26 protein-coding genes are annotated in these 24,407 nt (G+C 70.9%); 14 read left to right on the plus strand and 12 right to left on the minus strand.

All coding sequences use genetic code 11. The features are described 5' to 3' along the window. Positions 1-125: 125 nt before the first annotated feature. Positions 126-1,244 carry a Nickel transporter NicT gene (gene nicT, locus BMY97_RS37210; protein ID WP_091626922.1) on the plus strand — a complete coding sequence of 373 codons (1,119 nt, stop codon included), beginning with the start codon at positions 126-128 and terminating at the stop codon, positions 1,242-1,244. On the opposite strand, the gene BMY97_RS37215 is transcribed toward nicT, so the two are convergent. Next, the gene (locus tag BMY97_RS37215; protein ID WP_091626925.1) at positions 1,245-1,967 is read right to left on the minus strand and encodes a Fic family protein; all 723 of its coding nucleotides are present in this window, start codon (positions 1,965-1,967) and stop codon (positions 1,245-1,247) included. Next, on the minus strand, positions 1,964-2,461 hold the full coding sequence (locus tag BMY97_RS37220; protein WP_091627257.1) for a phosphoribosyltransferase: 498 nt from the start codon (positions 2,459-2,461) through the stop codon (positions 1,964-1,966). Before BMY97_RS37220 ends, BMY97_RS37215 begins: the two co-directional genes overlap by 4 nt. A 115-nt stretch (positions 2,462-2,576) precedes the next feature. On the opposite strand from BMY97_RS37220, the gene BMY97_RS37225 reads away from it, so the two are divergent. The 3 genes from BMY97_RS37225 to BMY97_RS37235 all read left to right on the plus strand — a co-directional run bounded on the left by BMY97_RS37225 (position 2,577) and on the right by BMY97_RS37235 (position 5,866). Beyond that, on the plus strand, positions 2,577-3,158 hold the full coding sequence (locus BMY97_RS37225) for a GNAT family N-acetyltransferase (protein WP_091626927.1): 582 nt from the start codon (positions 2,577-2,579) through the stop codon (positions 3,156-3,158). Between the two features lie 97 nt (positions 3,159-3,255). After that, a complete protein-coding gene (gene acs / locus BMY97_RS37230) occupies positions 3,256-5,235 on the plus strand; it encodes an acetate--CoA ligase (protein WP_091626930.1) in 1,980 nt (659 codons plus the stop codon). Between the two features lie 139 nt (positions 5,236-5,374). After that, positions 5,375-5,866 (plus strand): DUF6319 family protein, encoded by a 492-nt coding sequence (locus BMY97_RS37235; RefSeq protein WP_091626933.1) that lies wholly within the window; start codon positions 5,375-5,377, stop codon positions 5,864-5,866. Positions 5,867-5,937: 71 nt separating this feature from the next. On the opposite strand, the gene BMY97_RS37240 is transcribed toward BMY97_RS37235, so the two are convergent. Together BMY97_RS37240 and BMY97_RS37245 are read right to left on the minus strand one after the other, a co-directional pair. Then, positions 5,938-6,246, minus strand: a complete 309-nt coding sequence (locus BMY97_RS37240; RefSeq protein ID WP_425425386.1) for a cupin domain-containing protein — start codon at positions 6,244-6,246, stop codon at positions 5,938-5,940. Between the two features lie 23 nt (positions 6,247-6,269). Next, positions 6,270-7,556, minus strand: coding sequence for an MFS transporter (locus tag BMY97_RS37245; protein ID WP_091626938.1), 1,287 nt, complete (start codon positions 7,554-7,556; stop codon positions 6,270-6,272). A gap of 56 nt (positions 7,557-7,612) precedes the next feature. Between BMY97_RS37245 and BMY97_RS37250 the strand changes: the two genes are divergently transcribed. From BMY97_RS37250 to BMY97_RS37260, 3 genes are read left to right on the plus strand one after another with little or no spacing between them, the layout of a single operon-like run. Further along, positions 7,613-8,278 carry a DUF2848 domain-containing protein gene (locus BMY97_RS37250; protein WP_091626940.1) on the plus strand — a complete coding sequence of 222 codons (666 nt, stop codon included), beginning with the start codon at positions 7,613-7,615 and terminating at the stop codon, positions 8,276-8,278. A gap of 33 nt (positions 8,279-8,311) precedes the next feature. Next, complete coding sequence (locus BMY97_RS37255; RefSeq protein ID WP_091626943.1) at positions 8,312-9,037, plus strand: VIT1/CCC1 transporter family protein; 726 nt, start codon at positions 8,312-8,314, stop codon at positions 9,035-9,037. Between the two features lie 36 nt (positions 9,038-9,073). Beyond that, complete coding sequence (locus BMY97_RS37260) at positions 9,074-9,505, plus strand: pyridoxamine 5'-phosphate oxidase family protein (protein WP_091626945.1); 432 nt, start codon at positions 9,074-9,076, stop codon at positions 9,503-9,505. Positions 9,506-9,559: 54 nt separating this feature from the next. On the opposite strand, the gene BMY97_RS37265 is transcribed toward BMY97_RS37260, so the two are convergent. Continuing rightward, the gene (locus BMY97_RS37265) at positions 9,560-11,017 is read right to left on the minus strand and encodes a peptide MFS transporter (RefSeq protein ID WP_091626948.1); all 1,458 of its coding nucleotides are present in this window, start codon (positions 11,015-11,017) and stop codon (positions 9,560-9,562) included. A gap of 236 nt (positions 11,018-11,253) precedes the next feature. Here BMY97_RS37265 and nhaA point away from each other — a divergent pair, with 236 nt between their 5' ends. The 3 genes from nhaA (at position 11,254) to BMY97_RS37280 (ending at position 13,972) form a co-directional block, all read left to right on the plus strand. Further along, on the plus strand, positions 11,254-12,435 hold the full coding sequence (gene nhaA / locus BMY97_RS37270) for a Na+/H+ antiporter NhaA (protein ID WP_091627260.1): 1,182 nt from the start codon (positions 11,254-11,256) through the stop codon (positions 12,433-12,435). Positions 12,436-12,503: 68 nt separating this feature from the next. Further along, positions 12,504-13,001 (plus strand): phage holin family protein, encoded by a 498-nt coding sequence (locus BMY97_RS37275; protein ID WP_091626951.1) that lies wholly within the window; start codon positions 12,504-12,506, stop codon positions 12,999-13,001. Positions 13,002-13,039: 38 nt separating this feature from the next. Next, the gene (locus BMY97_RS37280) at positions 13,040-13,972 is read left to right on the plus strand and encodes an alpha/beta fold hydrolase (protein ID WP_091627263.1); all 933 of its coding nucleotides are present in this window, start codon (positions 13,040-13,042) and stop codon (positions 13,970-13,972) included. Here the strand turns inward: BMY97_RS37280 and BMY97_RS37285 are convergent. The 4 genes from BMY97_RS37285 to nth are packed head-to-tail and all read right to left on the minus strand — an operon-like array spanning position 13,969 to position 17,138. After that, positions 13,969-15,153 (minus strand): MarP family serine protease, encoded by a 1,185-nt coding sequence (locus BMY97_RS37285; protein WP_091626953.1) that lies wholly within the window; start codon positions 15,151-15,153, stop codon positions 13,969-13,971. The two genes, BMY97_RS37280 and BMY97_RS37285, sit on opposite strands and share 4 nt — an antisense overlap. Before the next feature lie 4 nt (positions 15,154-15,157). Then, positions 15,158-15,856 carry an NUDIX hydrolase gene (locus BMY97_RS37290; RefSeq protein WP_091626956.1) on the minus strand — a complete coding sequence of 233 codons (699 nt, stop codon included), beginning with the start codon at positions 15,854-15,856 and terminating at the stop codon, positions 15,158-15,160. Continuing rightward, positions 15,853-16,458 (minus strand): TlpA family protein disulfide reductase, encoded by a 606-nt coding sequence (locus tag BMY97_RS37295; protein ID WP_091626959.1) that lies wholly within the window; start codon positions 16,456-16,458, stop codon positions 15,853-15,855. The genes BMY97_RS37290 and BMY97_RS37295 overlap by 4 nt, the downstream gene beginning before the upstream one ends. Continuing rightward, positions 16,455-17,138 carry an endonuclease III gene (gene nth / locus BMY97_RS37300; protein WP_091626962.1) on the minus strand — a complete coding sequence of 228 codons (684 nt, stop codon included), beginning with the start codon at positions 17,136-17,138 and terminating at the stop codon, positions 16,455-16,457. Before nth ends, BMY97_RS37295 begins: the two co-directional genes overlap by 4 nt. Before the next feature lie 235 nt (positions 17,139-17,373). On the opposite strand from nth, the gene BMY97_RS37305 reads away from it, so the two are divergent. From BMY97_RS37305 to BMY97_RS37320, 4 genes are all read left to right on the plus strand, one after another. Next, positions 17,374-17,625, plus strand: a complete 252-nt coding sequence (locus BMY97_RS37305) for a hypothetical protein (RefSeq protein WP_013230551.1) — start codon at positions 17,374-17,376, stop codon at positions 17,623-17,625. Between the two features lie 160 nt (positions 17,626-17,785). After that, positions 17,786-18,460 carry a Crp/Fnr family transcriptional regulator gene (locus BMY97_RS37310; RefSeq protein WP_003081747.1) on the plus strand — a complete coding sequence of 225 codons (675 nt, stop codon included), beginning with the start codon at positions 17,786-17,788 and terminating at the stop codon, positions 18,458-18,460. Between the two features lie 445 nt (positions 18,461-18,905). After that, positions 18,906-20,162 carry an MFS transporter gene (locus tag BMY97_RS37315; protein WP_091626965.1) on the plus strand — a complete coding sequence of 419 codons (1,257 nt, stop codon included), beginning with the start codon at positions 18,906-18,908 and terminating at the stop codon, positions 20,160-20,162. A gap of 1,206 nt (positions 20,163-21,368) precedes the next feature. Then, a complete protein-coding gene (locus tag BMY97_RS37320; RefSeq protein ID WP_091626967.1) occupies positions 21,369-22,436 on the plus strand; it encodes a DNA polymerase III subunit beta in 1,068 nt (355 codons plus the stop codon). 58 nt (positions 22,437-22,494) lie between these two features. On the opposite strand, the gene BMY97_RS37325 is transcribed toward BMY97_RS37320, so the two are convergent. Genes BMY97_RS37325 through BMY97_RS37335 form a run of 3 tightly spaced genes read right to left on the minus strand, consistent with a single transcriptional unit; the run spans position 22,495 to position 24,346 of the window. After that, entirely contained in the window at positions 22,495-22,749 is a 255-nt protein-coding gene (locus tag BMY97_RS37325) for a glutaredoxin family protein (RefSeq protein WP_091626970.1), read from the minus strand. Further along, positions 22,746-23,519, minus strand: coding sequence for an MBL fold metallo-hydrolase (locus BMY97_RS37330; protein WP_091626972.1), 774 nt, complete (start codon positions 23,517-23,519; stop codon positions 22,746-22,748). Before BMY97_RS37330 ends, BMY97_RS37325 begins: the two co-directional genes overlap by 4 nt. 2 nt (positions 23,520-23,521) lie before the next feature. Continuing rightward, the gene (locus BMY97_RS37335; RefSeq protein ID WP_091626975.1) at positions 23,522-24,346 is read right to left on the minus strand and encodes an NUDIX hydrolase; all 825 of its coding nucleotides are present in this window, start codon (positions 24,344-24,346) and stop codon (positions 23,522-23,524) included. Between the last annotated feature and the right edge of the window lie 61 nt (positions 24,347-24,407).

The raw sequence follows: 24,407 nt of genomic DNA on the forward strand, positions 1-24,407 counted from the left end.
TCGAAGGCCTCCTTCACCGCGTCCCAACGCCGGTAAGGAGGCCTTCACGGTAGTGGGCACTATTGCGGTTCATCTGTTCACCTGCCTAACCTCTCAGGTGTTGTCGGCGAGAGGCGTGAGCGGCGATGGACGAGTCAGAGACCGGCGCACGGCCGGGTCTGTCCCGGGCGGAATGGGCGTCGATCGCCGGGATGGCCGGGGTTGTCCTGCTGTTGAACCTGGTCGGCTGGGGCTTGCTCGTGCTGGTCGTGGCGCCGCAGCATTACGCGCTGGGGGCGTCCGGCGCGTTCGGGATCGGGCTCGGTGTCACGGCGTTCACGCTCGGCATGCGGCACGCGTTCGACGCCGACCACATCGCCGCCATCGACAACACCACCCGCAAGCTGATGTCCGACGGCCAGCGCCCGCTGTCGGTCGGGTTCTGGTTCTCGCTCGGCCATTCGACGATCGTGTTCGCGCTGTGCCTGCTGCTTTCACTGGGCGTGCGCGCGCTCGCCGGCCAGCTGGAGGACGACTCGTCGACGCTGCACGAGACGACCGGCCTGATCGGCACGTCCGTTTCGGGGGTTTTCCTTTACCTCATCGCGATCATGAACCTGGTGGTGCTGATCGGGATCATCCGCGTCTTCGCGAAGATGCGGCGCGGCGAGCTGGACGAAGCCGCGCTTGAGCGCCAGCTCGACAACCGCGGCTTCATGAACCGCTTGCTGCGCGGCGCGACGAAGGCCGTGCGCAAGCCGTGGCACATCTACCCCGTGGGCCTGCTGTTCGGGCTCGGCTTCGACACGGCCACCGAGATCGGGCTGCTCGTGCTCGCGGCGGGCGCGGCGGCGTTCGCGCTGCCCTGGTACGCGATTCTCGTGCTGCCGATCCTGTTCGCCGCCGGGATGAGCCTGTTCGACGCCGCCGACGGGGTGTTCATGAACTTCGCCTACGGCTGGGCGTTCGCGCGGCCGATCCGCAAGATCTACTACAACATCACGGTGACGGCGCTGTCCGTCGCCGTCGCGCTGGTGATCGGGACCGTCGAGCTGGTCTCGATCCTGGCGGAGAAGCTCGACATCACCCACGGCCCGCTCGCCGCGATCGCCGCGGTGAACCTGGACTACGTCGGCTTCGCCATCATCGGCCTGTTCGTGGTGACCTGGCTGCTGGCGCTGGCGGTCTGGCGGTTCGGCCGGATCGAGGAGAAATGGTCCGCGCGGCTGGGCACCACCACGCCCGCGGAACCGGTCAAGCCGTGATCACCCGGCCGCCGAAGAAATGCTGCGGGCTTCACTGGCCCCGGTTTCGAAGGCCTCGCAACAGAACAGCAGCCACTCGCGCACGCCGTCCGGGCTGCCGGTGGCGAATCCGGCGGCCAGCTCGACGTACCTCGGCACCCGCCGGAAGAACGCCACCTCGGGCACGGTCAGCGCCTTCGGATCGAGGCCGGTCGCGATCATCGACAGCCGGGCCGCCGCGCGGGCGACCACCCCGTCCGCGGAGCCGAACGGTTGCAGCGCAAGCAATTCCCCGTGCACCACGGCCGTGAGGACCGGCCCGGGCACCGTCGTCGCGCCGGTGACGAGCTGGGCCAGCAGCTCCAGCCGTGAGCCGCCGACGCGCGGTCGGCCCAGCGCGTCGGGATCGTCGACCAGGTCCGAAGCGGCGAGGACGTGCATGCGAGCCAACGCCTGCAACGGCGCCCGCCGCCACGTCGGCAGCAGCGCTTCCAGCGACTCGGCGACGCGCAGGGAGCCGGCCAGCAGCGGGTCCTGCACCGCGCCGTCGGTGGGCAGCTCGGGGTTCGCGCCGTCGATGCCGGCCGACGCGCGCGCCGCCCGGACCGACGCCTCGGCCGCCGTTTCCGCGCCGCCGCGCAGGTTCGCGGGCAGCCGGTGGACGGCGAACACCGCGTCCTGCGCGGACTTCGCCGCCGCCGCGACGCCTTCGAGCGCCAGCAACGGCTTCAGCGGATCGGTCATGCGTCGAGCACCTGGCCCTCGCGCTTGACCACGGGCGGCAGCACCGACCACGGGAAGTTGATCCACCGGTCGGTCCGGCGCCACACGTACTCGGCCTTCACCGTCGAAGCCGGCTTCTCGTAGATCACCGCGCACCGGACGTCGGCCACGTGGTCGGCGCAGAAGTCGCGGACCAGCTTGAGCGTGGCGCCGGTGTCGGCCACGTCGTCGGTGACGAGCACCTTCTTGCGCGTGAGGTCCACGACGTTGGGCACCGGCGGCAGCATCACCGGCAGATCGAGGCGCTGGTCGATGCCGGTGTAGAACTCGACGTTCATCACGTGCAGGTTCTTCACGTCCAGCGCGTAGCCGAGCGCGCCGGCGACGAAGAGGCCGCCGCGCGCGATGGACAGGATGAGGTCGGGCGCGAACCCGTCCGCCGCCACCTCCTCGGCCAGCTCCCTGCTGGCCGAGCCGAACAACTCCCAGGTGAGCTCTTCCCGCTCTTCGGCCATGTCCCCGCCCTCTCGCTCGATCGTTCCCGCGAGCATAAGCATCGGCCAAGTGGACTGTTGAAACGATCTGAAAATGGACCTCACAAATGACCACTTGACGTCGTAGCTTGAGCGCATGAGCGACTGGAGCGAGCACCCGACCCTGTCCGGCAGCCACGTGCGCCTCGAGCCGCTTTCGCCGGAGCACGCGAAGGGGCTGTTCGAAGCCGCGCAGGATCCCGGCATCTGGTCCTGGATGAGCCAGCGGATGCCCGAGGACCTGGCCGCGGCGGAGCTGATGGTCGAGACCGCGCTGGCCGAGCCGGGACGGTTCGCCTGGGCGCAGATCGACGTCGCGTCCGGCCGCGTCGCGGGCTCCACGTCGTACTACCAGATCGTGGCGAAACACCGGATCCTGTCGATCGGGCACACCTGGCTCGGGCCGGGGTGGCAGCGGACCGCGCTCAACACCGAGGCGAAGTTCCTGTTGCTGCGCAACGCTTTCGAGAAGCTCGGGTCCCAGCGTGTCGCGTGGGAGACCGACAGCCGCAACCTCCGTTCGCAGCGCGCGATCGAACGGCTCGGCGCCCTGCGCGAGGGCCTGCTGCGCGCGCACCGCATCCGCCCGGACGGCACTTCACGCGACACGGTGCTGTATTCGATGACCGACGCCGAATGGCCCGGGGCCCGCGCCCGGCTGCTGGCCCGGCTCGCCTGAACACCCGCACGCAACGCTGCTGCAACCTTGTCCTGGGCGGACTAACGTCGCTAGCGTGCCGTGAGCCGCGGGTTCGCACTACAGGAGGCCTTGCACCATGACCGAGCAGTCCCCAGCGTTGGACAATCTGCTCAACGAGAGCCGCACGTTCCCCCCGAGCGACGAATTCGCTGCTCAGGCCAACGCCAAGGCCGAGCTGTACGCGAAAGCGGACGCCGACCGGGAGCGGTTCTGGGCCGAGCAGGCCGAGCGGCTGACGTGGGACACGAAGTGGTCCCAGGTATTGGACTGGACCAATGCCCCGTTCGCGAAGTGGTTCGTCGGCGGGAAGCTGAACGTCGCGTACAACTGTGTCGACCGCCACGTCGAGTCCGGCCACGGCGAGCAGGTGGCGATCCACTGGGTCGGCGAGCCCGGCGACACCCGCGACATCACGTACGCGCAGCTGCAGGACGAGGTGTCCAAGGCCGCGAACGCCCTGACGTCACTGGGCGTGAACGCCGGCGACGTCGTCGCGATCCAGCTGCAGATGGTCCCCGAGGCCATCTTCGCGATGCTCGCCTGCGCCCGCATCGGCGCGCTGCACAGCGTGGTCTTCGGCGGCTTCTCCCCGACCGCGTTGCGGGCCCGGGTCGACGACGCCGCCGCGAAGATCGTGATCACCTCCGACGGCCAGTACCGCCGCGGCAAGGCCGCGCCGATGAAGGCCAATGTGGACGAGGCGCTCGAAGGCGCCGAGACCGTGGAGAAAGTCATCGTGGTCCGCCGCACCGGCGAAGACCTCGAGGGCGCCACGCCGTGGACCGACGGGCGCGACCTGTGGTGGCACGAACTCGTCGACGGCCAGTCCGCCGAGCACACGCCCGAAGCGTTCGACGCCGAGCACCCGCTGTTCATCCTCTACACCTCGGGCACCACCGGGCGGCCGAAGGGCATCCTGCACACCTCCGGCGGCTACCTGACGCAGACCGCGTACACCCACCACAACGTGTTCGACCACAAGCCGGGCGAGGACGTCTACTGGTGCACCGCCGACATCGGCTGGATCACCGGGCACAGCTACATCGTCTACGGCCCGCTCGCGAACCGCGTCACGCAGGTCGTCTACGAGGGCACGCCGAACACCCCGCACGAGGGACGGCACTGGGAGATCATCCAGAAGTACAAGGTCTCCATCTACTACACCGCGCCGACGCTGATCCGCACGTTCATGAAGTGGGGCGCGCAGATCCCGGCCGAGTACGACCTGTCGTCGCTGCGCGTGCTGGGCTCGGTCGGCGAGCCGATCAACCCCGAGGCGTGGATCTGGTACCGCGAGACCATCGGCGCGAACAAGGCACCGATCGTCGACACCTGGTGGCAGACCGAGACCGGCGCGATCATGATCTCGCCGCTGCCGGGCGTCACGTCCACGAAGCCGGGCTCGGCGCAGCGGGCGCTGCCGGGCATCTCCGCGAAGGTCGTCGACGACCAGGCTCAGGAGGTCGGCAAGGGCGGCGGCGGGTACCTGGTGCTGGACCAGCCGTGGCCGTCGATGCTGCGCGGGATCTGGGGCGACAACGAGCGCTACCGGGAGACGTACTGGTCGCGCTTCGCCGAGCAGGGCTTCTACTTCGCCGGCGACGGCGCCAAGTACGACGCCGACGGTGACATCTGGCTGCTCGGCCGCGTCGACGACGTGATGAACGTGTCCGGCCACCGCATCTCGACCACCGAGGTCGAGTCCGCGCTGGTCTCGCACCCGACGGTCGCCGAGGCGGCCGTGGTCGGCGCCACCGACCCGACGACCGGGCAGGGCATCGTGGCGTTCGTGATCCTGCGCGGAAACGCGGTGGACGGCGGCGATGAGGCCATCCAGGCCCTGCGCAACCACGTGGCCAAGGAGATCGGCCCGATCGCGAAGCCGCGGCAGATCATGGTGGTGCCGGAGCTGCCGAAGACGCGCTCGGGCAAGATCATGCGGCGCCTGCTCCGCGACGTCGCGGAGAACCGGCAGGTCGGTGACGTCACCACGCTGGCCGACTCGTCCGTGATGGACCTCATCTCCACCGGCCTGCAGTCGGGCAAGGAGGAGTAGGTTCTTCGCGGTTGGCAGGGGCGCACCCGAGGCGGGGGCGCCCCTGCCCGCATGATTACCCCGAATGGCGGTCATCGAACGCCTGTTCTAAGATGTGCCGCTGTACCCCACCCCAGATCCGGGCAAGGAGACGACACGTATGACCGTGGAAGCCTTGACGCACGACGAGGACACTGCGGCCGAAGCGGTGACGGCGTCAGCGCCGCAGGCCGCGGACGCCCCGGCAGTCACCGAGCCCACGTCCTCTCCGTCGGCGGACTCCGACTCCGACTCGGCCTCGGCTGAGGAGAAGCCGGCCGAGGAGGCGCCGAAGCCGAAGCGCGGGCGCCCCAAGGCCACCGCCGCGTCGGCGGCGAAGAAGACCCGCACGGTCGAGCTGATCCTCACCGTCACCGGCACGGCCGACGGCGAGTGGCAGGCCGAGCTGAAGAACGGCAGCAAGTGGGTCGCGAAGGGCCTGGAGATCCCGGCCGCCGCCGTCTCGCGCGCGGCGAAGGAGCTGCACTCCGACCTGTCCGGCCCGATCGACGAGGTCATCAACCAGGCCCGTGACGCGCAGGCCGCGAAGGTCGCGCAGCTCGAGGCCGAGCTCGAGGCCGCCAAGCAGGCGCTGGCGGACCTCGACGTCTGACGTTCTGTATCGCGCGGGAAGGCCCGGCGTCCCGTCAAGGGGTGCCGGGCTTTCCCATGTCCGGCAACGCTTCAGGCGACCGGCGGCCGTTCCGGCAGCGGGGACTTGAACTCGACCCAGGCACTGTCCACAATGGCCTCGACCTGGTGCGTCACCCCGCGCGGGTGCAGGACCGAATCACCCGGCCGCAACGAGGCCTCGACGCCGTCGACCGTGCCCTTCAGGTGGCCTTCGAGCAGGTAGACGATGCTGTCGTGGTCGTGGCTGTGCGGGGGTGAGGCCACCCCGGCCGGGTAGTGGATCTCGTAGGCCAGGCCGCTCGGCGCGCGTTGCAGCTCGCGCACCCGGCTGGTGCCGCCGAGCAGCGGGCGACCCTCCACTGTAGACAGAGTGCGCCACTCGCTCACTTGGCGTCCCGAGCCATCAGCACCCCGACGAGGCTCACGACGGCGGTGACCGCGAGGTAACCCGCGACCGCGACCCAGGTGTCGTAACCCGCGAGCAGGGCCGTGAACAGCAGCGGTGCCGGGGCTCCGCCGATCACGCCGGCGAGCGTGTACGCCAGCGAGCTGCCGGTGTAGCGCAGCCGTTCCGAGAACTGCTCCGTGACGAGGGCGGCCTGCGGGCCGTAGAGCGCCGAGTGGATGACCAGCGCCAGCAGCACGCCGATGATCAACGCGGCGAACGAGCCGTCGCCCACCATCGGGAAGAACACGAACGGCCAGATCCCCGCCGCGATCACGGCCACCAGGGTCAGCCCACGCCGCGAAACCCGGTCCGACAGCGCGCCGAACGCCGGGATCAGCACCAGCTGCAGCGCCGAGCCGATCATCACCGCCGCGAGGCCCTGGCCACGGGAAAGCGTTGTGTGCGAAGTGATGTACGTGAGAACGAAGACGGTGAAGAGCGCGTACAGCACGTCCGGGCACACTCGCACCAGCACGGCGGCAGCCAGCGCGCGACGCTCGTCGCGGAAGACCTCCGAGATCGGCGCGGACGGTCGTTCGCCGAGCTCCGCGAGACGGCGGAACACCGGTGTCTCCTCCAGCTTCAGCCGGATCCACAGGCCGAAGCCGACCAGCGCGCCGGAGAGCAGGAACGCCACGCGCCAGCCCCAGGACGTGAACTGCGCGTCGGTGAGCAGGGCGGCGAGCAGGGCCAGGACGCCGTTGGCCAGCAGGTTGCCGGCGGGCGGGCCGATCTGCGCGGCGGACGCCCAGAACCCGCGTTTCGCCGGATCGCCGAACTCGCTGGACAACAGGACGGCACCGCCCCACTCGCCGCCGATGCCCACGCCCTGCGCGAACCGCAGCGCGACGAGCAATATGGCCGCGAAGCCGCCGACAGCCGCGTACGTGGGCAGCAAGCCGATGAGGAACGTGCTCACGCCGGTGAGGACCAGCGTCACCACGAGTACGCGCTTGCGGCCCAGGCGGTCGCCGAGCCGGCCGAACACGAACCCGCCGAGCGGACGCGCGAGATAGCCGACCGCGTACGTGGAGAACGCGGCCATGGTGCCCGCGAGCGGGTCGCCGGAGGGGAAGAAGAGGTGGCCGAAGATGGTCGCCGACGCCACCGAGTAGGCCGCGAAGTCGTACCACTCGAGGGCGGTGCCGGACAGGCTGGCGGCGAACGCGCGGCGGAGGGAGCGGCGGTCCGCGGCCGGCGTCGTGGTGACGTCTGGTGTCATAGTGCGGATATACTCCATGTATACACGGCTCGACGCAAGACTCTCGGAGGTTTTGGATGCTGCGCTTCACCCTGCCCGACGGCACGGAGGCGGAAACGCCCGTGCACACCCTGCTGAACGCCGGCTACGCGGGCCGCAGCCAGGACGACGTCGCGGCGCACGTGAAGGAGCTGGCCGAGCTGGGCGTGCCGGCGCCGAAGGTCACGCCCGCGCTGTACCCGGTGGCGCCGTACCTGGCGATGCAGACGGACTCCGTGCCGGCCCAGCACGCCCGCACTTCCGGCGAGGCGGAGTGGGCGCTGGTCGTCACGCCGTCCGACGTGCTGCTGACCGCGGCCTGCGACCACACCGACCGCGCGCTGGAGGTGCACGGGGTGGCGTGGAGCAAAAACGCCGGCCCGGACGTGCTGGCCCGCCGCGCGTGGCGGCTCTCGGACGTCGCCGACCGTCTGGACGCCCTCCGCCTCACCGCGCACGTCGACGGCGCCCTCATCCAAGACGGCACCCTGGCCGAGCTGCTGGCGCCCGCGTACTGGCTCGACGAGCTGCGCGCCCGCGGCCTGGCGACCCCCGGCACCGTGCTCCTGTCCGGCACCATCCCGATGGACCCGGCCGTCGACCAGTTCGGCACCCACTGGCAGGTCACCCTCACCGACCCCGCGACCGACGCCGTCATCGACCTCGCCTACGACGTGCGGCTGCTCCCGGAGCCGACCGAGTAAACCAGGCCTCCATTCCGTGTTTCACTATTCATCGTGACCGAAACGATGGACGCCGCCGAGGCGCATGCGCACGAGCCCCACGAGGGGATCGGCGGGAAGCTGAACTGGTTGCGGGCCGGGGTTCTCGGAGCGAACGACGGGATCGTGTCCGTGGCCGGGATCGTGGTGGGGGTCGCGGGGGCGACGGCGAACAGCACCGCGATCCTCACCGCCGGAATTGCCGGACTGGTGGCCGGCGCGTTTTCGATGGCCGGTGGGGAATACGTGAGCGTGAGTACCCAGCGCGACACCGAACAGGCGCTGCTGCAGCTCGAGAAGCAAGAGCTGAAAACAATGCCCGAGGCCGAGGAACGGGAACTCGCGCAAATCTACGAAGCCAAGGGCCTTTCGCCCGAGCTGGCCGAGGAGGTGGCGCGGGAGCTGACCAAGAAGGACGCGTTCCAGGCGCACGCCGAGGCCGAGCTCGGCATCGACCCGGACAACCTGACCAGCCCGTGGCAGGCGGCGTGGGCCTCGCTGCTCGCGTTCTCCGTCGGGGCGCTGCTGCCGCTGCTGGCGATCGCCTGGACGAGCGTGTCCGTCCGGGTCTGGGCCTGCGCGGCGGCCGTGATCGTCGGCCTCACGCTGACCGGTTTCGTCAGCGCGAAGCTCGGCGACGCGAAGGTGGGGCGCGCGATCCTCCGCAACGTCGGCGTGGGCGCCCTCACCATGCTCGTCACCTATTTCGTCGGGGTGCTGTTCGGTACCACCGTCGGCTGAGGGAACACCCCGGCCGACGGGGGTGTTGCGCGTTTTATGCCGAAGCCATTCAGTGATGCCGAACGCGACGAATTCCTCGCCGGCTCGCATGTCGCCGTGCTGTCCGTGGCCGCCAACGACGGCCGTCCGCCGGCGAGTGTGCCCATTTGGTACGACTACACCCCCGGCGGCGAATTCCGGATCAACACGGGCGCCGGACGGCGCAAGGCCAAGCTCATCCACGAGGCCGGTGTCGTGACCATCGTCGTGCAGCGCGAGGAACCGCCGTACCAGTACGTGATCGTCGAGGGCACCGTCGTCGAGGCCGCCACGCCGTCTCCGCTGGCCACCAGGCAGGCCATCGCCGTCCGCTACTTCGGCGAAGAAGGCGGACGCGCGTTCGCCGACCGCATGGACGGCACCCAGAGCGTGCTGTTCACCATCCGCCCCGACCGCTGGGTCACCGCCGACTACTCCGACGACCACTGACCTGACCGACCCCGCGAGCGGCGGCCCAGCCCGGGCCGCCGCTCGCGCCAGGATCTAGTGCACGCCCTTCATCAGCCGCCGGATGAACGGGATGAGCGCCAGCAGCACCAGCCCGATCACGATCGCCGACCCGCCGACGATGCTGAAGTACGGCGCCTCGTCGTCCGCCGAGTAGTACTCGGCGAGCTTGCCCGACATCGCCGTGCCCAGTGACACCGACAGGAAGTTCAGCGCCACCATCTGCGTCCGGAACGCCTGCGGCGCGAGCTTCGTGGACAGCGAGAGCCCGACCGGCGACACCATCAGCTCCGCGATCGTGAACACGAGCAGGATGCCGGCGAGCGCGATCAGCGGGCTGCCGTTCTTCCCGGTGTTCACCATCGGCAGGAACAGCAGGAACGCGGCACCCATCAGCACGGTGCCGAGCACGAACTTCAGCGGCGTCGACGGCTGCTTCGGGCCGAGCTTGATCCAGATCGCGGCGAGCACCGGGGCGAACACGATGACGAACACCGGGTTGATCGAGTTGACCCAAGACACCGGCATCATCCAGCCGAACAGGCCGCGGTCGAGCCGCTGGTCAGTGTAGGCCGTGACCACGGTGAACTGCTGCTGGTACAGCGAGAAGAACGCCGCGCTGGCGATGTACATCGGGATGAAGGAGAACACCCGGCTGCGCTCGTCCGAGGTGATCTTCTTGCTGGTCAGGATCATCACGAAGTAGAGGACCGAGATGGCCGCCACGACGTAGACGACCACGTCCGCGAGGTTGGCCGGCGTGATCACCCCCGTGCTGATGAGCACGGCGATCACGGCGACGATCAGCACGCCGCCGGCGATGGCCAGCAGGCGCTTCGAGGCGGGCAGCGGGTTCGGGATCTCCGACGCCTGCGTACCCAGGTTCTTGCGCCCGATCGTGTACTGGATGAGGCCCAGCGCCATGCCGATCGCGGCCAGGCCGAAGCCGAGGTGGAAGCCGACCTCCTGCTGCGCGAGGCCGGTGAGCAGCGGGCCGATGAACCCGCCGAGGTTGATGCCCATGTAGAAGATCGTGAAGCCGGCGTCGCGGCGTTCGTCACCCTCGGCGTAGAGCGTGCCGACGACCGCGGTCACGTTGGACTTCAGGCCGCCGGAGCCGACGGCGACGCAGGCCAGGCCGACGCCGACGCCGGTCATGCCCGGCAGCACCGCCAGGCTGATGTGGCCGATCATGATCAGAATGGCGCTGTAGAACAGCGTCCGCTCCGAGCCCAGCAGCCGGTCGGCCACCCACGCGCCGATCACGCTGCACAGGTAGACCATGCCGCCGTACGCGCCGACGATGCCCAGAGCCGCGCCCTGGTCGATGCCGAGGCCGCCCTGGTCGACCTTGTAATAGAGGTAGATGCCGAGGATGCCGAGCATCCCGTAGAAGGAGAACCGCTCCCACATCTCGACGCCGAAGAGGTTCGCCAGCCCTCGTGGGTGCCCGAAGAACCTCGTGTCCTGCTGGACCTCGTTGGAGGTACTCACAACTTTCGCCCCTGCTCTAGACAACACTGTCGTGCTCGATTCGCATGCTAGAAGGCGAACTGGTGAACAGGACACCGGCACGGGGTGTGGGGAGGGTCATGACGAGCAAGGACGGGCCCGATCGTGCGTTAAAATGACGTCAAAGGTGCGCCGGGAAGTCTGGTCGGCAACGGTGTTCGTGTTGCCCGCCCGTCTCCCGGAGGTTCTCGCCTGTGACCGCTTCGCGCCCGGCCCGGATGGCCGCTGAATTCGCCCGTTACCTGCGCACCGAGACCACCGGCGGGATCATCCTGCTGGCGGCCACCGCCGTCGCGCTGATCTGGGCGAACTCGCCGCTGCGCGAGGTTTACCAGGCGGTGCGCGACTTCCACCTCGGTCCCGAATTCCTGCATCTCAATCTGTCGATCGGCGACTGGGCCAAGGACGGCCTCCTCGCGTTGTTCTTCTTCGTCGCCGGGCTGGAGCTCAAACGCGAGCTCGTGGTCGGCGAGCTGTCCCGGTTCAAGCAGGCCGTGCTGCCGGTGATCGCGGCGGTCGGCGGCATGGTGGTGCCCGCGGTCTTCGCGCTGGCCGTCGCCTGGGGCTCGCCGGGCGCCGACCGCGCGTGGGCCATCCCGGTGGCCACGGACATCGCGTTCGCCCTCGGGGTGCTGGCGCTGACGGCGTCGAACCTGCCGAGCAGCGCGCGGGTCTTCCTGTTGTCACTGGCGGTGGTCGACGACCTGGGCGCGATCCTGGTGATCGCCATCGTGTTCACCACGGGCTTCAATCTCGTCGCGGCGGGCGTCGCCGTTGTCGCACTCGCGCTGTACGCATTCCTTCAGCACAAGCGCGTGCGCACTTCGTGGCTGTACGTGCCGCTCGCGCTGATCGTGTGGGTCGCAGTGCACTCGGCGGGCATCCACGCGACGATCGCCGGCGTCGCGCTCGGCCTGCTCACCCGAGTACGGCCGGACGAAGGCGAAGCCGAGTCACCCGCGCTGCGCTTGGAACACCGGCTTCAGCCGTGGTCGGCGGCCGTTGCCGTGCCGCTCTTCGCGCTCTTCGCCGCGGGCATCTCGGTGAGCGGTGGCGCGCTGGGCGAGGTCTTCACCACGGCGTTGCCGCTGGCCGTCCTGATCGGACTGATCGGCGGGAAGTTCGTCGGCATCCTCGGCGCGAGCCTGCTGGCCGTCCGGCTCCGCATCGCCGAAAAACCCAGCGGGACGGGCTGGCGCGACATCGCCGCGCTGGCCTTGCTCGGCGGCGTCGGGTTCACCGTGAGCCTGCTGATCGCCGACCTGGCGCTCGAAGGCGAGGCGGCGGAACTCGCGAAGGCGGCCGTGCTGATCGCCTCGGCGATCGCCTCGCTGGGCGCCGCGGCGCTGCTGGTGCGGCGCAGCCGGGCCCACGCGCGGGCCGACACCGGCGAAGACTGAGGCAGCCGATCCCGACACTCCCGGCAGTCCGTCGCGCCCGGGGATCGGGTCCGTGGCACGATGACCCGGTGAGCAGCCCCAAACACGAGCGAACCGGCCCCGACGGCGTGGGGGCCGTGCCCTACCTGCCCCTCTCCAGCGATGAGGAGGCCGCGGCGGGCGAGCAGTCCATCGGCAAGCTGGTCGGCGACGCCACGCAGCACATTTCGACGCTGGTCAGGGCCGAGGTCGAGCTGGCGAAGTCGGAGCTGATCGGCGAGGTGAAGAAGGCGCTGAAGGGCGCTGTCTTCTTCCTGATCGCGCTGGCCGTGCTGCTCTACAGCTCGTACTTCCTCTTCCTCTTCGTGGCGGAGATCCTGTCCGACTGGTGGGGCGTGCGCTGGCCGGCGTTCCTCACCGTGTTCGGCCTGATGCTGATCACCACGCTGGTCACGGCGTTCCTCGGCTGGCGCAAGGTGAAGAAGCTGAAGGCGCCGGAGCGCACCATCGGCAGCGTCAAGGAGACGGCCGCGGCCCTGAAGCCGCGCCGCGCCGCCGAAGACGACCTGCCCGCGACCAGCGCCTGACCCGGCGCCGGCGTTCCCTCGCTGAGGCGGTGCACGCGGTGTCGTCCAAGCCCGATCCGTCGATCGTCCGCACCGACGGCCCGTGGACGCACCGCGACGTCTCCGCCAACGGCATCCGGCTGCACGTCGCCGAGGCGGGCGACGGGCCGCTGGTCCTTTTCCTGCACGGGTTCGGCGAGTTCTGGTGGGCCTGGCACCACCAGCTGCCCGCGCTGGCCGAAGCGGGCTTCCGCGCCGTCGCCGTCGACCTGCGCGGCTACGGCGACTCCGACAAACCCCCGCGCGGCTACGACGCGTGGACGCTCGCCGGTGACGTCGGCGGCCTGATCAAAGCGCTCGGCGCCCGTCGTGCCCACCTCGTCGGCCACGCCTGGGGCGGGATGCTCGCCTGGACGGTCGCCGCCCTGCACCCCCGGCTCGTCGCCTCCGTGACGGCCGTCGGCGCGGCGCACCCGCTGGCGCTGAAGTCCGCGGTGAAGCGCTCCGCGTGGCACGTCCAGCGCAGCCAGGCCCGCGCCGTCGGGCATCTGTTCCGCTTCCAGGTACCGATGGCGCCGGAGAAATGGCTGGTACGCGACAGCGCCGCGTCGGTCGAGGCGCTCTTCCACTCCTGGTCCGGCCCGGGCTGGCGGTCCTCACCGGACTTCGCCGTGAGCGCCGGGCGGTTCCGCCAGGCGATGCTCGTGCCGGGCGTCGCGCACTCCGCGCTGGAGTACTACCGGTGGGCCTTCCGCGCCCAGTTCCGCGGCGAGGGCAGGCGGTTCACCGACGCCGTGGACAAACGTGTGGCCGCGCCCCTGCTGCAACTGCACGGCGCCGTGGACACCTGCATCGTCCCGGAGACCGCGCTGGAATCCGTGCATTGGGCCGGGCCGCACAGCGAGCCCCGGGTCTGGAACGGCATCGGGCACTTCCCGCACCTCGAAGACCCGGACCGCGTGACGAAGTCCATTGTGGACTTCATCGGCTAGCTCGCGCAGGCGCCGGTGCTCACGTTCGTCGTCTGCGACGGGGCGGCGTCGACCTCCGAGCGGACCTGTTCGGCGGTCAGCGTGAAGCCCGTGTCCGGGTCCTCCACCGCCGCGCCGAAGACGACGCCGATGACGTCGCCGTCCGGGGTGAGCATCGGACCGCCGGAGTTGCCGCTGCGGATCGTCGCGCGAACGGTGAACACGTCCCGCTGCACAGTGTTCGCCTCGTAGATGTCCGGGCCGCGCAGGTTGATCCGGCCGCGCACACGCGCGGCAGTCGCCTTGTACGGGCCGTCGAGCGGGTAGCCGAGCACGATCGCGCTGTCACCCGCCCCCGCGGTCTGGCCGGCGAACGGCAGGGCGGGCGCGCGCAGGCCCGGCACCGCCAGCACGGCGATGTCGACCTCCGGGTTGAAGTACACGACCCGCGCCCGGTAGTCGCCCGAGGTGGACTCGATGCCGACCTCGTCGGTGCCCGCGACCACGTGCGCGTTGGTCATCACGCGCTGCGGCGCGATCACGAAACCGCTGCCCTCCAGCGCGCGCGAGCAGGAAGGCGCGTTGCCGCGGATCTTCACCACGCTCGGGTGCACACGGGTGACGACCGCGCTGGCGTCCAGCGTCGAGTCCGGCGGCGAGGTGTCCGCCGAAGGCGCCTTCTCGAACGGCGGCACCGCCGACGGGAAGCCCGACGCGTCGAGCAGCTTGCGCAGATCGGTCGGGAAGCCCTGGGCCGCGGCCGGCATGGCGTCGTTGACCTTGCCCAGCACCACCGAGGAGTTGATCGCCTTGGCCAGCCCCGGCACGGCGGAGACGGTGGTCAGCGGGTTCGCCACCAGCCACGCGACCACGAACACCGCGGCGGCCTGCACGATCGCGCCCAGCGTTTTGTCCACTCCGGACAGTTTGTCGGGGTTGATCTTCTGGCGCAGCCGCCGCCCGACCCAGACCCCGATCGTCTCGCCGAGCACCACGAGGAAAACCACGGTGCCGAACGCGAACGCCACCTTCGCGACCTGGTTGTCGAACAGCTCCACCACGTACGGCGCCAGCTTCACCCCGAGCACGGCGCCGATGCCCACGCCGATCAGCGCGGGCAGGGCCACGATCACCCCTTGGAACGCGCCGGAGACGGCCGCGAGCACTGCGAGCAGCAGTACCAGGACATCAACCCAGTTCACCTGGTCACCCCCGCTCTTCGGCCGCGTTCCGGGCCTGGTGTTCGGCCAACGCTACGTCAAGGTCGCGCACGTCGCCGGTGTCCCACTCCCGTTCCCAGCCGCCCAGTGACAACAGCGTGGACAGCAGGCCGGCGGTGAAGCCCCAGACGAACAGGCCGTCGACGTCGAACGCCGGGCCCTTCCACGGCGCACCGGACTTCCGCACCTGGAACCGGCGGGCCGGATCGGTCAGGTCGGCCAGCGCGACGCGCGCCACCGCGGCCGTCTCGCCGGGATCGACGGCGTGCACCGGCGACGGCTTCTGCCAATACGCGAGCACGGGCGTCACCGCGAAACGCGAGACGGGCACGAACAGCTCGGGCAGGACCGCGATCGGCAGCACGCCGGACGGGTCGACGCCGGTCTCCTCCTCGGCCTCGCGCAAGGCCGTGCCGACCGGGCCGCCGTCGCCGTCCTCGGCGCCGCCGCCCGGGAACGAGACCTGGCCGGCGTGCGAGCCGAGGGTGTCGGCGCGGCGCTGGAGCAGCACGTCCGGGCCGTCGGCGCGCTCGCCGAACAGGATCAGCACGGCGGCCGAGCGGGTCAGCAGGTCTTCGGGCGGGGCGAACCGGGTGAACGCCCGGCTGTCGACCTCGGCGGACACCTTGACCAGCGGCCGCAGCCACTCGGGCACGGCTTCGGGTGCGACGAGCGGTCCGGTCATGAATTGTCCTTCACAGCTGTACGCACCTGGCCAGTGTTGTCGAACACGCGTGGGCTGGCGATGAACCGGACCTGCCCGCCCGCGGTGACCAGGTAGGAGGCCGGGAGCGTGGACGGCACCTTCAGCGCCGTGCGGATCGGCCCGGACTGGCCGTCCCCGTCGAAAACCGAGGGCAGGTGGACGCCGAGCTGGGCCAGCAGCCCGAGGCCGTCCTCGGCCGGGCTCGCCACCTGGACCCCGAGCACGCGCGCCGCGCCGGGCTCCGCGGCGTACCGGTCGAGCACCGGCAGCTCGGTGCGGCACGGCACGCACCACGACGCCCAGACGTTCACCAGCACCGGGCCGCCACCCAGCACCTTGCCGACGTCCACACGGGAGCCGTCGCCGAGGCAGTCGGCCTGGATTCCGGCCAGGTCCTGGACGCCCGCGCCGGCGGACGGGGCCTGGCACGGCCGTAGCGCGGCCTGCGCACGGACCGCGGCGAGGTCACCGGTGGTCGGCGCGGCGGCCTTCGAGTCGCCGCCACGCGTGGTCAGCAGGGCCACGAGCAGCGCGACCACCAGGACCGCGCCGCCGAGGGCCCATTTGGTGACTGCCGTCACCCGCGCGCCGCCAGCTCGAGGATGTGCTCACGCTCCTCGCCCTTGACCAGCTTCGCGGCCGCTTCGAACTCGGTCGGCCCGGCGCCGAAGGACGGGCAGTCCTTCTTCAGCGGGCAGGCGCCGCAGGCGGGCTTGCGGGCGTGGCAGACGCGGCGGCCGTGGAAGATCACGCGGTGGGACAGCATCGTCCACTCCTTGCGCGGGATCAGCTCGCCGACCGCGTGCTCGACCTTGACCGGGTCCTCCTCCGCGGTCCAGCCCCAGCGGCGCACGAGCCGGCCGAAGTGGGTGTCCACGGTGATCCCCGGCACGTCGAAGGCGTTGCCGAGCACGACGTTCGCGGTCTTGCGGCCGACGCCCGGCAGCGTGACCAGGTCCTCCAGGCGGCCGGGCACCTCGCCGCCGAAGCGCTCCGTCAGCGCCGCGCCGAGGCCCATCACCGAATTGGCCTTCGCGCGGAAGAACCCGGTGGTGCGGAGGAACTCCTCCAGCTCGGCCCGGTCCGCGCCGGCGTAATCGGCGGCGGTGCGGTAGCGCTTGAACAGCGCGGGCGTGACCAGGTTCACCCGCACGTCCGTGGTCTGTGCCGAAAGGACGACCGCGACCAGCAGCTCCAGCGGATTCGTGAAATCCAGCTCGGCCTTCGCGTCGGGATAAACCTCGTCGAGGCAACGTTTCATACGCCGGGCGCGTCTCACCAAGGCGAGCCGGCTTTCACCGGCGCCCTTGCGGGGGGCGTTCGTGGCGGCAGGTGGCACCCCGATAGCCTACGGGCGAGTCGGACGAGCCGGGCGGGAGCACCCACCGGTGGGCGGCCGACACGCCAGAGCACCACCTCGGCGCACGCGTGTCCGCCATGAGCGAGGATCTGGAGTCGATGCTTACCTTTGTCACCGACAGTAGTGGATGTGTTTCATGACCGTCTGGTTCGTGATCCTGGTCCCGCTGGTGATCATGTTCTTCGCGCTCTTCATGGAGCGCGTGGAGAGCCGGCTCAAGCACGTCGCCGTGCAGGAGAACGAGGTCGAAGAGTTCCTCGAGCAGGCCCAGCCCAACGAGGTCAGGGCCCTGTACGGGCACGGAATCGGGCGCGCGCTGGAGCTGTTCCGGCTGCGCAGGCTCGGCGGAAGGGCAGCCAGGCTTCGCGCGCGACGCGTGCGGAGTTAGGCTCCACGTTCGTGCGAGATCGTCTCCGACCGCCGCGGGCCACGCGGCGAGCCGACGGGCGATCTCGCCGACACGCCCTAGACTGACGCGAAAGTGATCGGCGACACGGGCCTCCACCAGCGGAGGAGCGTGATCGTTTCTCGACGAGGAGGCACCCGAGGTGGACGAAACCCTGGCCCGTGCGGGCATTTTCCAGGGTGTTGAGCCGGCGGCCGCGGAGGCTCTGGCCCAGACCTTGGAATCCGTGGAGTTTCCCCGCGGCCATGTCATCTTCAACGAGGGCGAGCCCGGCGACAAGCTGTACATCATCCAGTCCGGCAAGGTGAAGATCGGCCGCAAGTCCCCGGACGGCCGCGAGAACCTGCTGGGCATCTTCGGCCCGTCCGACATGTTCGGCGAGCTGTCCATCTTCGACCCCGGCCCCCGCACGTCCAGCGCGACGACGGTGACCGAGGTCCGCGCGGTCACCATGGACCGTCCGGCGCTGCGCCAGTGGATCTCCACCCGGCCGGAAATCGCCGAGCAGCTGCTGCGCGTGGTCGCCAGGAGACTGCGCCGGACGAACAACATGGTCGCCGAGCTGATCTTCACCGACGTCCCCGGCCGCGTGGCCCGGGCGCTGCTGCAGCTCGCGCAGCGCTTCGGCAGCCAGGAAGCCGGCCTGCTGCGGGTCACGCACGACCTCACGCAGGAAGAGATCGCGCAGTACGTCGGCGCCTCCCGCGAGACCGTGAACAAGGCGCTGGCCGACTTCGCGCACCGCGGCTGGCTGCGGCTCGAGGGCAAGAGCGTGCTGATCCTCGACCCGGAGCGGCTGGCGCGACGCGCCCGTTGATCCCCTGCGCGGGGTAACCCCCGCGGTTTCGAAGGCCACCCCCGCATCGCGCGGCGGGTGGCCTTCGTATTTCTTTGTCAGGCAAGGAAGTCCGGCCGAAAACAAACGAGGAGCCGGGCGCCACCCCCGACGTGGCGCACCGGCTCCTCGCTCGCGCGCGGACCATCCCCCGACGACCCGCGCTCCCACCCTCCGGACCAGGCCCCGACCCGTAAACCAGAGGGAGCTGGGAGTTGTGCTGCTGTACAACCTTCATGGCCCATACCCACGAATTCAAGGCCATTCACTCTCAAGGACGCCACGTCCCCGGTTTCGTTGCACGAGTTCACCGAGAATCCATACAGCGTTACGGGATCGAGACCTCTCACCCTTCGAGCTCGGCAGTGACGCACCTGACCGCCAAATAATTGGTACCCACGTACCACTCTGTTGCATACTGGTACGCGTGTCCCACTCTGCTCACTCCGAAGGCCGCACCACGCTCGCCGACTACCGCACCGCGCTGACCGCTCCCGGCTCGCGCCGCGCTGTTCTCGCGTCCGTGCTCGCCCGGCTGCCGATCGCGATGATCGGCATCTCGGCGCTGCTCTACGTCCAGCGTGAGACGGGTTCGTTCGCCACCGCGGGGCTGGTCTCGGCCAGCTCGCTCGCCGGCGTCTCGGTGGGCGCGGTGATCCAGGGCCGGCTGATCGACCGCTTCGGCCCGACGCGTCCGCTGCTCGTCACGGCGCTGGTGCTCACGTTGTCGATGACTACGCTCGCCCTCGCGATCGAGGCCCACGCGGCGACGATCCTGCTGGTCGCGCTGGCGGCGATGACCGGGCTTTCGGAGCCGATGGTGGGCTCGGCCTCGCGGGCGCTGTGGACCCGGCTGCTGCCCGCGGGAAGCGCGCGCAACGCCGCGTTCTCGTACGAAGCGATCAGCATGGAGATGTTCTTCATCCTCGGCCCCGGCATCGCGGGCCTGCTGGTGACGGCCCCGTGGCCGGGCACCGGCATGGTCGCGGGCACGGCGGCGATGGTCCTCGGCGCGACGCTGTTCGCGCTGAGCCCGGCGGTCCGCGCATGGGGGCCGGCGCCGCGGGCGAAGACTCCGTTGCTGGGCGCGCTCGCCGGCCCGGGCATGCGGACGCTGGCACTGGCGGCTTTGGGCTTCGGCGTGGTGATCGGCTTCGTCGAGGTCGCCGTCCCGGCCGCGGCGACGGAGTCCGGCCACGCTTCGCTGAGCGGGCTGCTGCTGTCGGCGTGGTCGCTGAGCTCCGTGGCGTTCGGCGTCGCGTACAGCCTCCACCCGTGGCCGCGACGGCTGGGCCTGCGCTTGCCGGTGCTGCTCGGTGGTTTCGGCGCGCTGGTCGCGCTGCTGGCGCTGCCGTCGTCGCTCTGGGCCCTGGCGGTGCTGATGCTCCTGGCCGGTGCCATGATCACCCCCCAATCGACCACCCACTCGGCGACGATCGAGATCGTCGCCCCGCGCGGCACCGCCGCGGAGGCGTTCGGCTGGGTGCTGACGGCGGTCACCCTGGGCCTCGCCGCGGGCCAGTCGGTGAGCGGCTACCTGGTCGAGCACGCGGGCACCAGCGCGGCTTTCCTCGCGGCAGGCGTGGCGGGCCTCCTGCTGGCGGCCGTGGTGTGGACCATGCGCGACACGGTCCGACCGACGACCCCGGCAGCCCCCGCAGACCTGGTCGGCGCGGGACGGTAGGCGGGCGGGCGGGGGTCGGGTTGGGGCGCGGGGCCTCGAGTCGCGGGGCCTCCGGCTCTCCAGGTTGCGGGGTCGCGGGCTGCCGGGTCTCGGGGTCGCCCAGGCCTCCCGGCCGCCAAATCTCCGGGCTGCGAGTCCTCGAAGCCGTCCGGTCATCGGGTCGCAGGGCCGCTAGACGGCCGGGCCGCGAGGTTCGCGGGGCCGCCCCATCGCTAGGCCGCAACGCCACCAGGCCGCCAGGCCTCGGGGCCACCAGGCCTCGGGGCCGCCGGGCCGCCCCATCACCCGGGCCGCCCGATCACCGGGTCGCAGCGCCACCAGGTCGCCAGGCCCCGGAACCTCGGAGCCGTCCGGTCACCGGGCCGCAGCGACATCGGGCCTCCAGTTCGCCGGGCCGCGAGGGACGCGGGGCCGCCCCATCACCCGGGCCGCCCCATCACGGGCCGCGGCGCCACCGGGCCTCCAGGCCGCCGGGCCACCGGGCCACCGGACCACCGGGTTCGCGGGGCCACCGGGTTCGCGGGGCCACCGGACCACCGGGTTCGCGGGGCCACCGGACCACCGGGTTCGCGGGGCCACCGAACCACCGGGTTCGCGGGGCCACCGAACCACCGGACCACCGGGTTCGCGGGGCCGCAAGGTTCGCGGCGCCGCCGGGTCACGGGCATCCAGGCCGCGGGGCCGCCAGGTTTCCGGGCCGCGGGGTCGCGGGACCGTCCGGTCATCGGGGCCTTGGGGCATCGGGCCGGAGACCCGGAGTCGCGGCGCCTCCGGGTCGCGGGGTCGCGGAGTCGCCGGGTCGCGGGAGCTTGGAGTCGCGCGGTCACCGAGTCGCCGGGGTCGCCGGGGTCGCGGGACCGTCCTGTCATCGGGTCTTGGGGCATCGCCTGGAGACCCTGGGGTCGCCGGGTCGCCAGGTCGCCAGGTCGCCGGGTCGCCGGGTCGCCGGGTCGCCGGGTCGCCGGGTCGTCGGAGCTTGGAGCCGTCCGGTCACCGAGTCGTGGGGGCGCCGGGTCGCAGTCTTGGAGTCTCGCGGCTTAGGAGTCTCAGAGTCGGTCTCGAGACCGAGCCTTGGCCCTCGTCGAGTGGTCCATCCCCGCGCATCGGCGCGAAAGTCCCGCTCACTCAACCATCGGGTTCCCAGCTCAGCAGCCGTTTCCACCTTCGGTCACCAGAATTGTCGGTGGGCGCGGCTAGCTTGCGGGCATGGATCTGACCTCCCCAGTGCGGCCGCTGTCAGCGGCCGCGAGTGCCGCGGTTCGGCTGCTGCCGCGGCAGGCTTTGTTGCGGCTGCGGGCCGATGAAGGTGGCGTTGTGGTCGCGGGCAGTGACCGGGACCTTGCCGTGCGGTTCGCGTGTTCGGGCACTACGCACGCCGACGGCGAGGTGCTCGTTCCTGCGGCGCCGCTTGCCGAGACGTTGCGCATGCTCGACAGCGAGCTGGTGCGGCTGGTCGTCGAGGGCAGCAGGCTCGCGGTGCGGGTCGAGGGCGCCCGGTTCGCCCTGCCGTTGCTGGACCGCGAACTGCGGCGAGAGCCACCCTCGCCACCTCAAGTGTCCGAAGTAGACGGTGCGCTGCTCGCGACGGCGCTGCGGACCGTGGCGGGCACCGCGGCGAAGGACGACCCGCTGCCCGTCTTCACCGGGGTCCGGATCCAGGCCGACCACGAAAACCTGCGGCTGACCGCCTCGGACCGGTACCGGATGGCGGTCGCGCGGCTGCCGGTGCGGCGCGCTGAGAGGCCGCTCGACGTGCTCGTCCCGGCCGGCCTGCTCACCGAGGCCGCGCGGCACGCGCAGGGCGTCCTCGGCTTGCACGGCGACGGCAGCCGGTTCGGTCTGAGCTGGGCCGGCGGCGCGGTCACGACCGCGGTCCTCGACGCGGGCTTCCTCTCAGCGGACGCGATCCCGTCCGACGCCGTCGACACGGAGGTGGAGATCAGCGCGGACGCGCTCGCCGCCGCGGTCCGTCGGGTCGGCGTCTACTCCGAGGACCGCCGCATCCTCACCCTGGAGGTCGGCGACGCGCACGTCCGGCTGGCCAGCTCCCTCCAGGACACCGGCGAAGCCGAGGAAACACTGAAGGCAAACGTTTGCGGCGGCCGCACCTCGCCGTCCTTCCAGGCCAAGTACCTCCTCGAGGCCCTGGCCCCGTTCTCCGGCGGCGACGTCCGGCTCGCCATCCAGCCCGGGATGCGGGCGTGTGTCCTGCGTTCCGCCGAGGCGAAGGAGGTCGAGCTGACGTACTACCTGATGCCGATGCTGCCCCGCTGACGGCAAAAGGGCCGCTCGTACCGAAAGCGAGCGACCCTTTCAACGTCCGGCGAAGGACTCAGGCGGCGGACTCGGCCCGCACGGCCGCCTCCACCTCGTCGAAGCTCGGGTTCACCAAGGCGGTCGAGCCGATGATCACCGTCGGGACGGTCTCGTTCCCGTTGGCCACCGAGCGCACCCGCTCGGCCGCGCCCGGGTCCTCCCAGATGTTGATCTCCTTGACGTTCAGGCCGCTCGCCATCAGCGGGCGCCGCAGCGCCGCGCAGAAGCCGCAGCCCGGCCGCCAGTAGAACTCGACCTCGACGTCACTCATCGCGCGTCCTCCGAAGAACGTAGGTAGTCCAGCTGCGCCTGCACGCTCAGCTCGGCAGGCGCCCACAGTGCCTGGTCGACGTCGACATAGACGACCTCGACCACCTGGCGCGCGGTCGCGTCCGCGCCGAGCACCCCCAGGGCCGAACGCACCTGGTCCAGCCGCTGTTCCCGGTGCGCCAGGTACTCGTGCGCGGTCGCGGGCAGATCGGCCAGCTCGGGGCCGTGCCCGGGCAGGCCGGGGGTGCCGCCGGGCAGCTCGATCAGCCGCCGCAGCGAGCGCAGGTAGTCGCCGAGGTCGTGCAGCACGGTGGTGCCGCGGCCCAGGATCGTGTCGCCGGTCAGGATCTGGCCGGCGACGTGCAGGGACACGGAATCGTCCGTGTGCCCGGGAGTGTGCAGCACCTCGAAGCCCAGGCCGCCGGCGGTCAGCACGTCACCGTCCGCGAACGGCTCCGCGCCCAGGCACAGCGACGCGTCGAACGCACGCACCGGCGCCCCGACCTTTTCGGCCAGCCAAGGCGCGCCCTCGGCGTGGTCCGGATGGTGGTGGGTCAGCACGATCAGCTCGACGGGCCCGACGGCAGCGAGCCGCTCCAGGTGCTCCAGGTCGCGGTAACCCGGGTCGACGACCACGGCGGCGGGCGCGTCCGGCGCGCGCAGCACCCAGCTGTTCGTACCCTCCAGCGTCATCATCGACGGGTTGTTCTCCAGCAGCACCGAAGCTGTCTCCGAAACACGGCGCAGCTCGCCGTACGCGGGCGCGGTCACTCTCAGGCCTCCGAGGAATCCAGGACAACGCGGATGTGGTCGCCATCCCGGACCAGAGTCGGGATGGTCCGGACGATCTCCCGTGACGAGGCGAGGGCCTCGTCCGCCGTGGTGAACGCCTCCAGCTCGCTGAGCATGAGCCAAGTGGGCGGCATCAGCATGCGGCGGCCTTCACGGGCGTCCGCGATCGCGTCCCGCGGGAGTTGCCAGCCGGCGGCGTCGGCCTCGGAGGTCGCACCGTCGGCGCGCTGTCCCTCGGGGAGCTTCGCGGCGAAGAACCGCGTGTCGTAACGGCGCGGCTCCTGCTCGGGCGTGACCCAATGCGCCCACGGCAGCAGCAGGTCGGCGCGCAGCGTCAGACCGGCGTCGGCGAGGAAGCCGGCGAGCGAGACTTCCTTGCCCTCCAAGGCTTTCCGGGCGTCACGGTACGGCGAGACGTCCTCGACCACGCCGTCGCCGGTGCCCGCCAGCAAGACCCCGGATTCCTCGAACGTCTCGCGCACCGCGCCGCACACCAGCGCGCGGGCGAGGGAATCGTCACAGGTGAACTGCCCGGCCCACCAGCTCGGCGGCGGCCCGGCCCAGCTCACGGACGCGTCGGTGTCGCGAGGGTCCACCCCGCCGCCGGGGAACACGGTCATCCCGCCCGCGAACGGCATGCCCTTGACGCGGTGCTGGAGGAAGACCTCGAGGCCGGCCGCGCCGTCACGCAGGAGGATCACCGTCGCCGCGTCCCTTGGCCGGGCAGGCGGCCCGTCGGCGTTCCCCCTCGTCGCGATACCGGGATTCACGGGGATGTCGAAGACGAACTCACGGGGCCGATCCACCCCGGCAACATACCTCGCATCCCGGGCGGACGGCCGGGCACTTGTGGCATCTCATACGACA

The sequence above is a fragment of the Amycolatopsis saalfeldensis genome (assembly GCF_900110575.1).
Classification (GTDB): domain Bacteria; phylum Actinomycetota; class Actinomycetes; order Mycobacteriales; family Pseudonocardiaceae; genus Amycolatopsis; species Amycolatopsis saalfeldensis.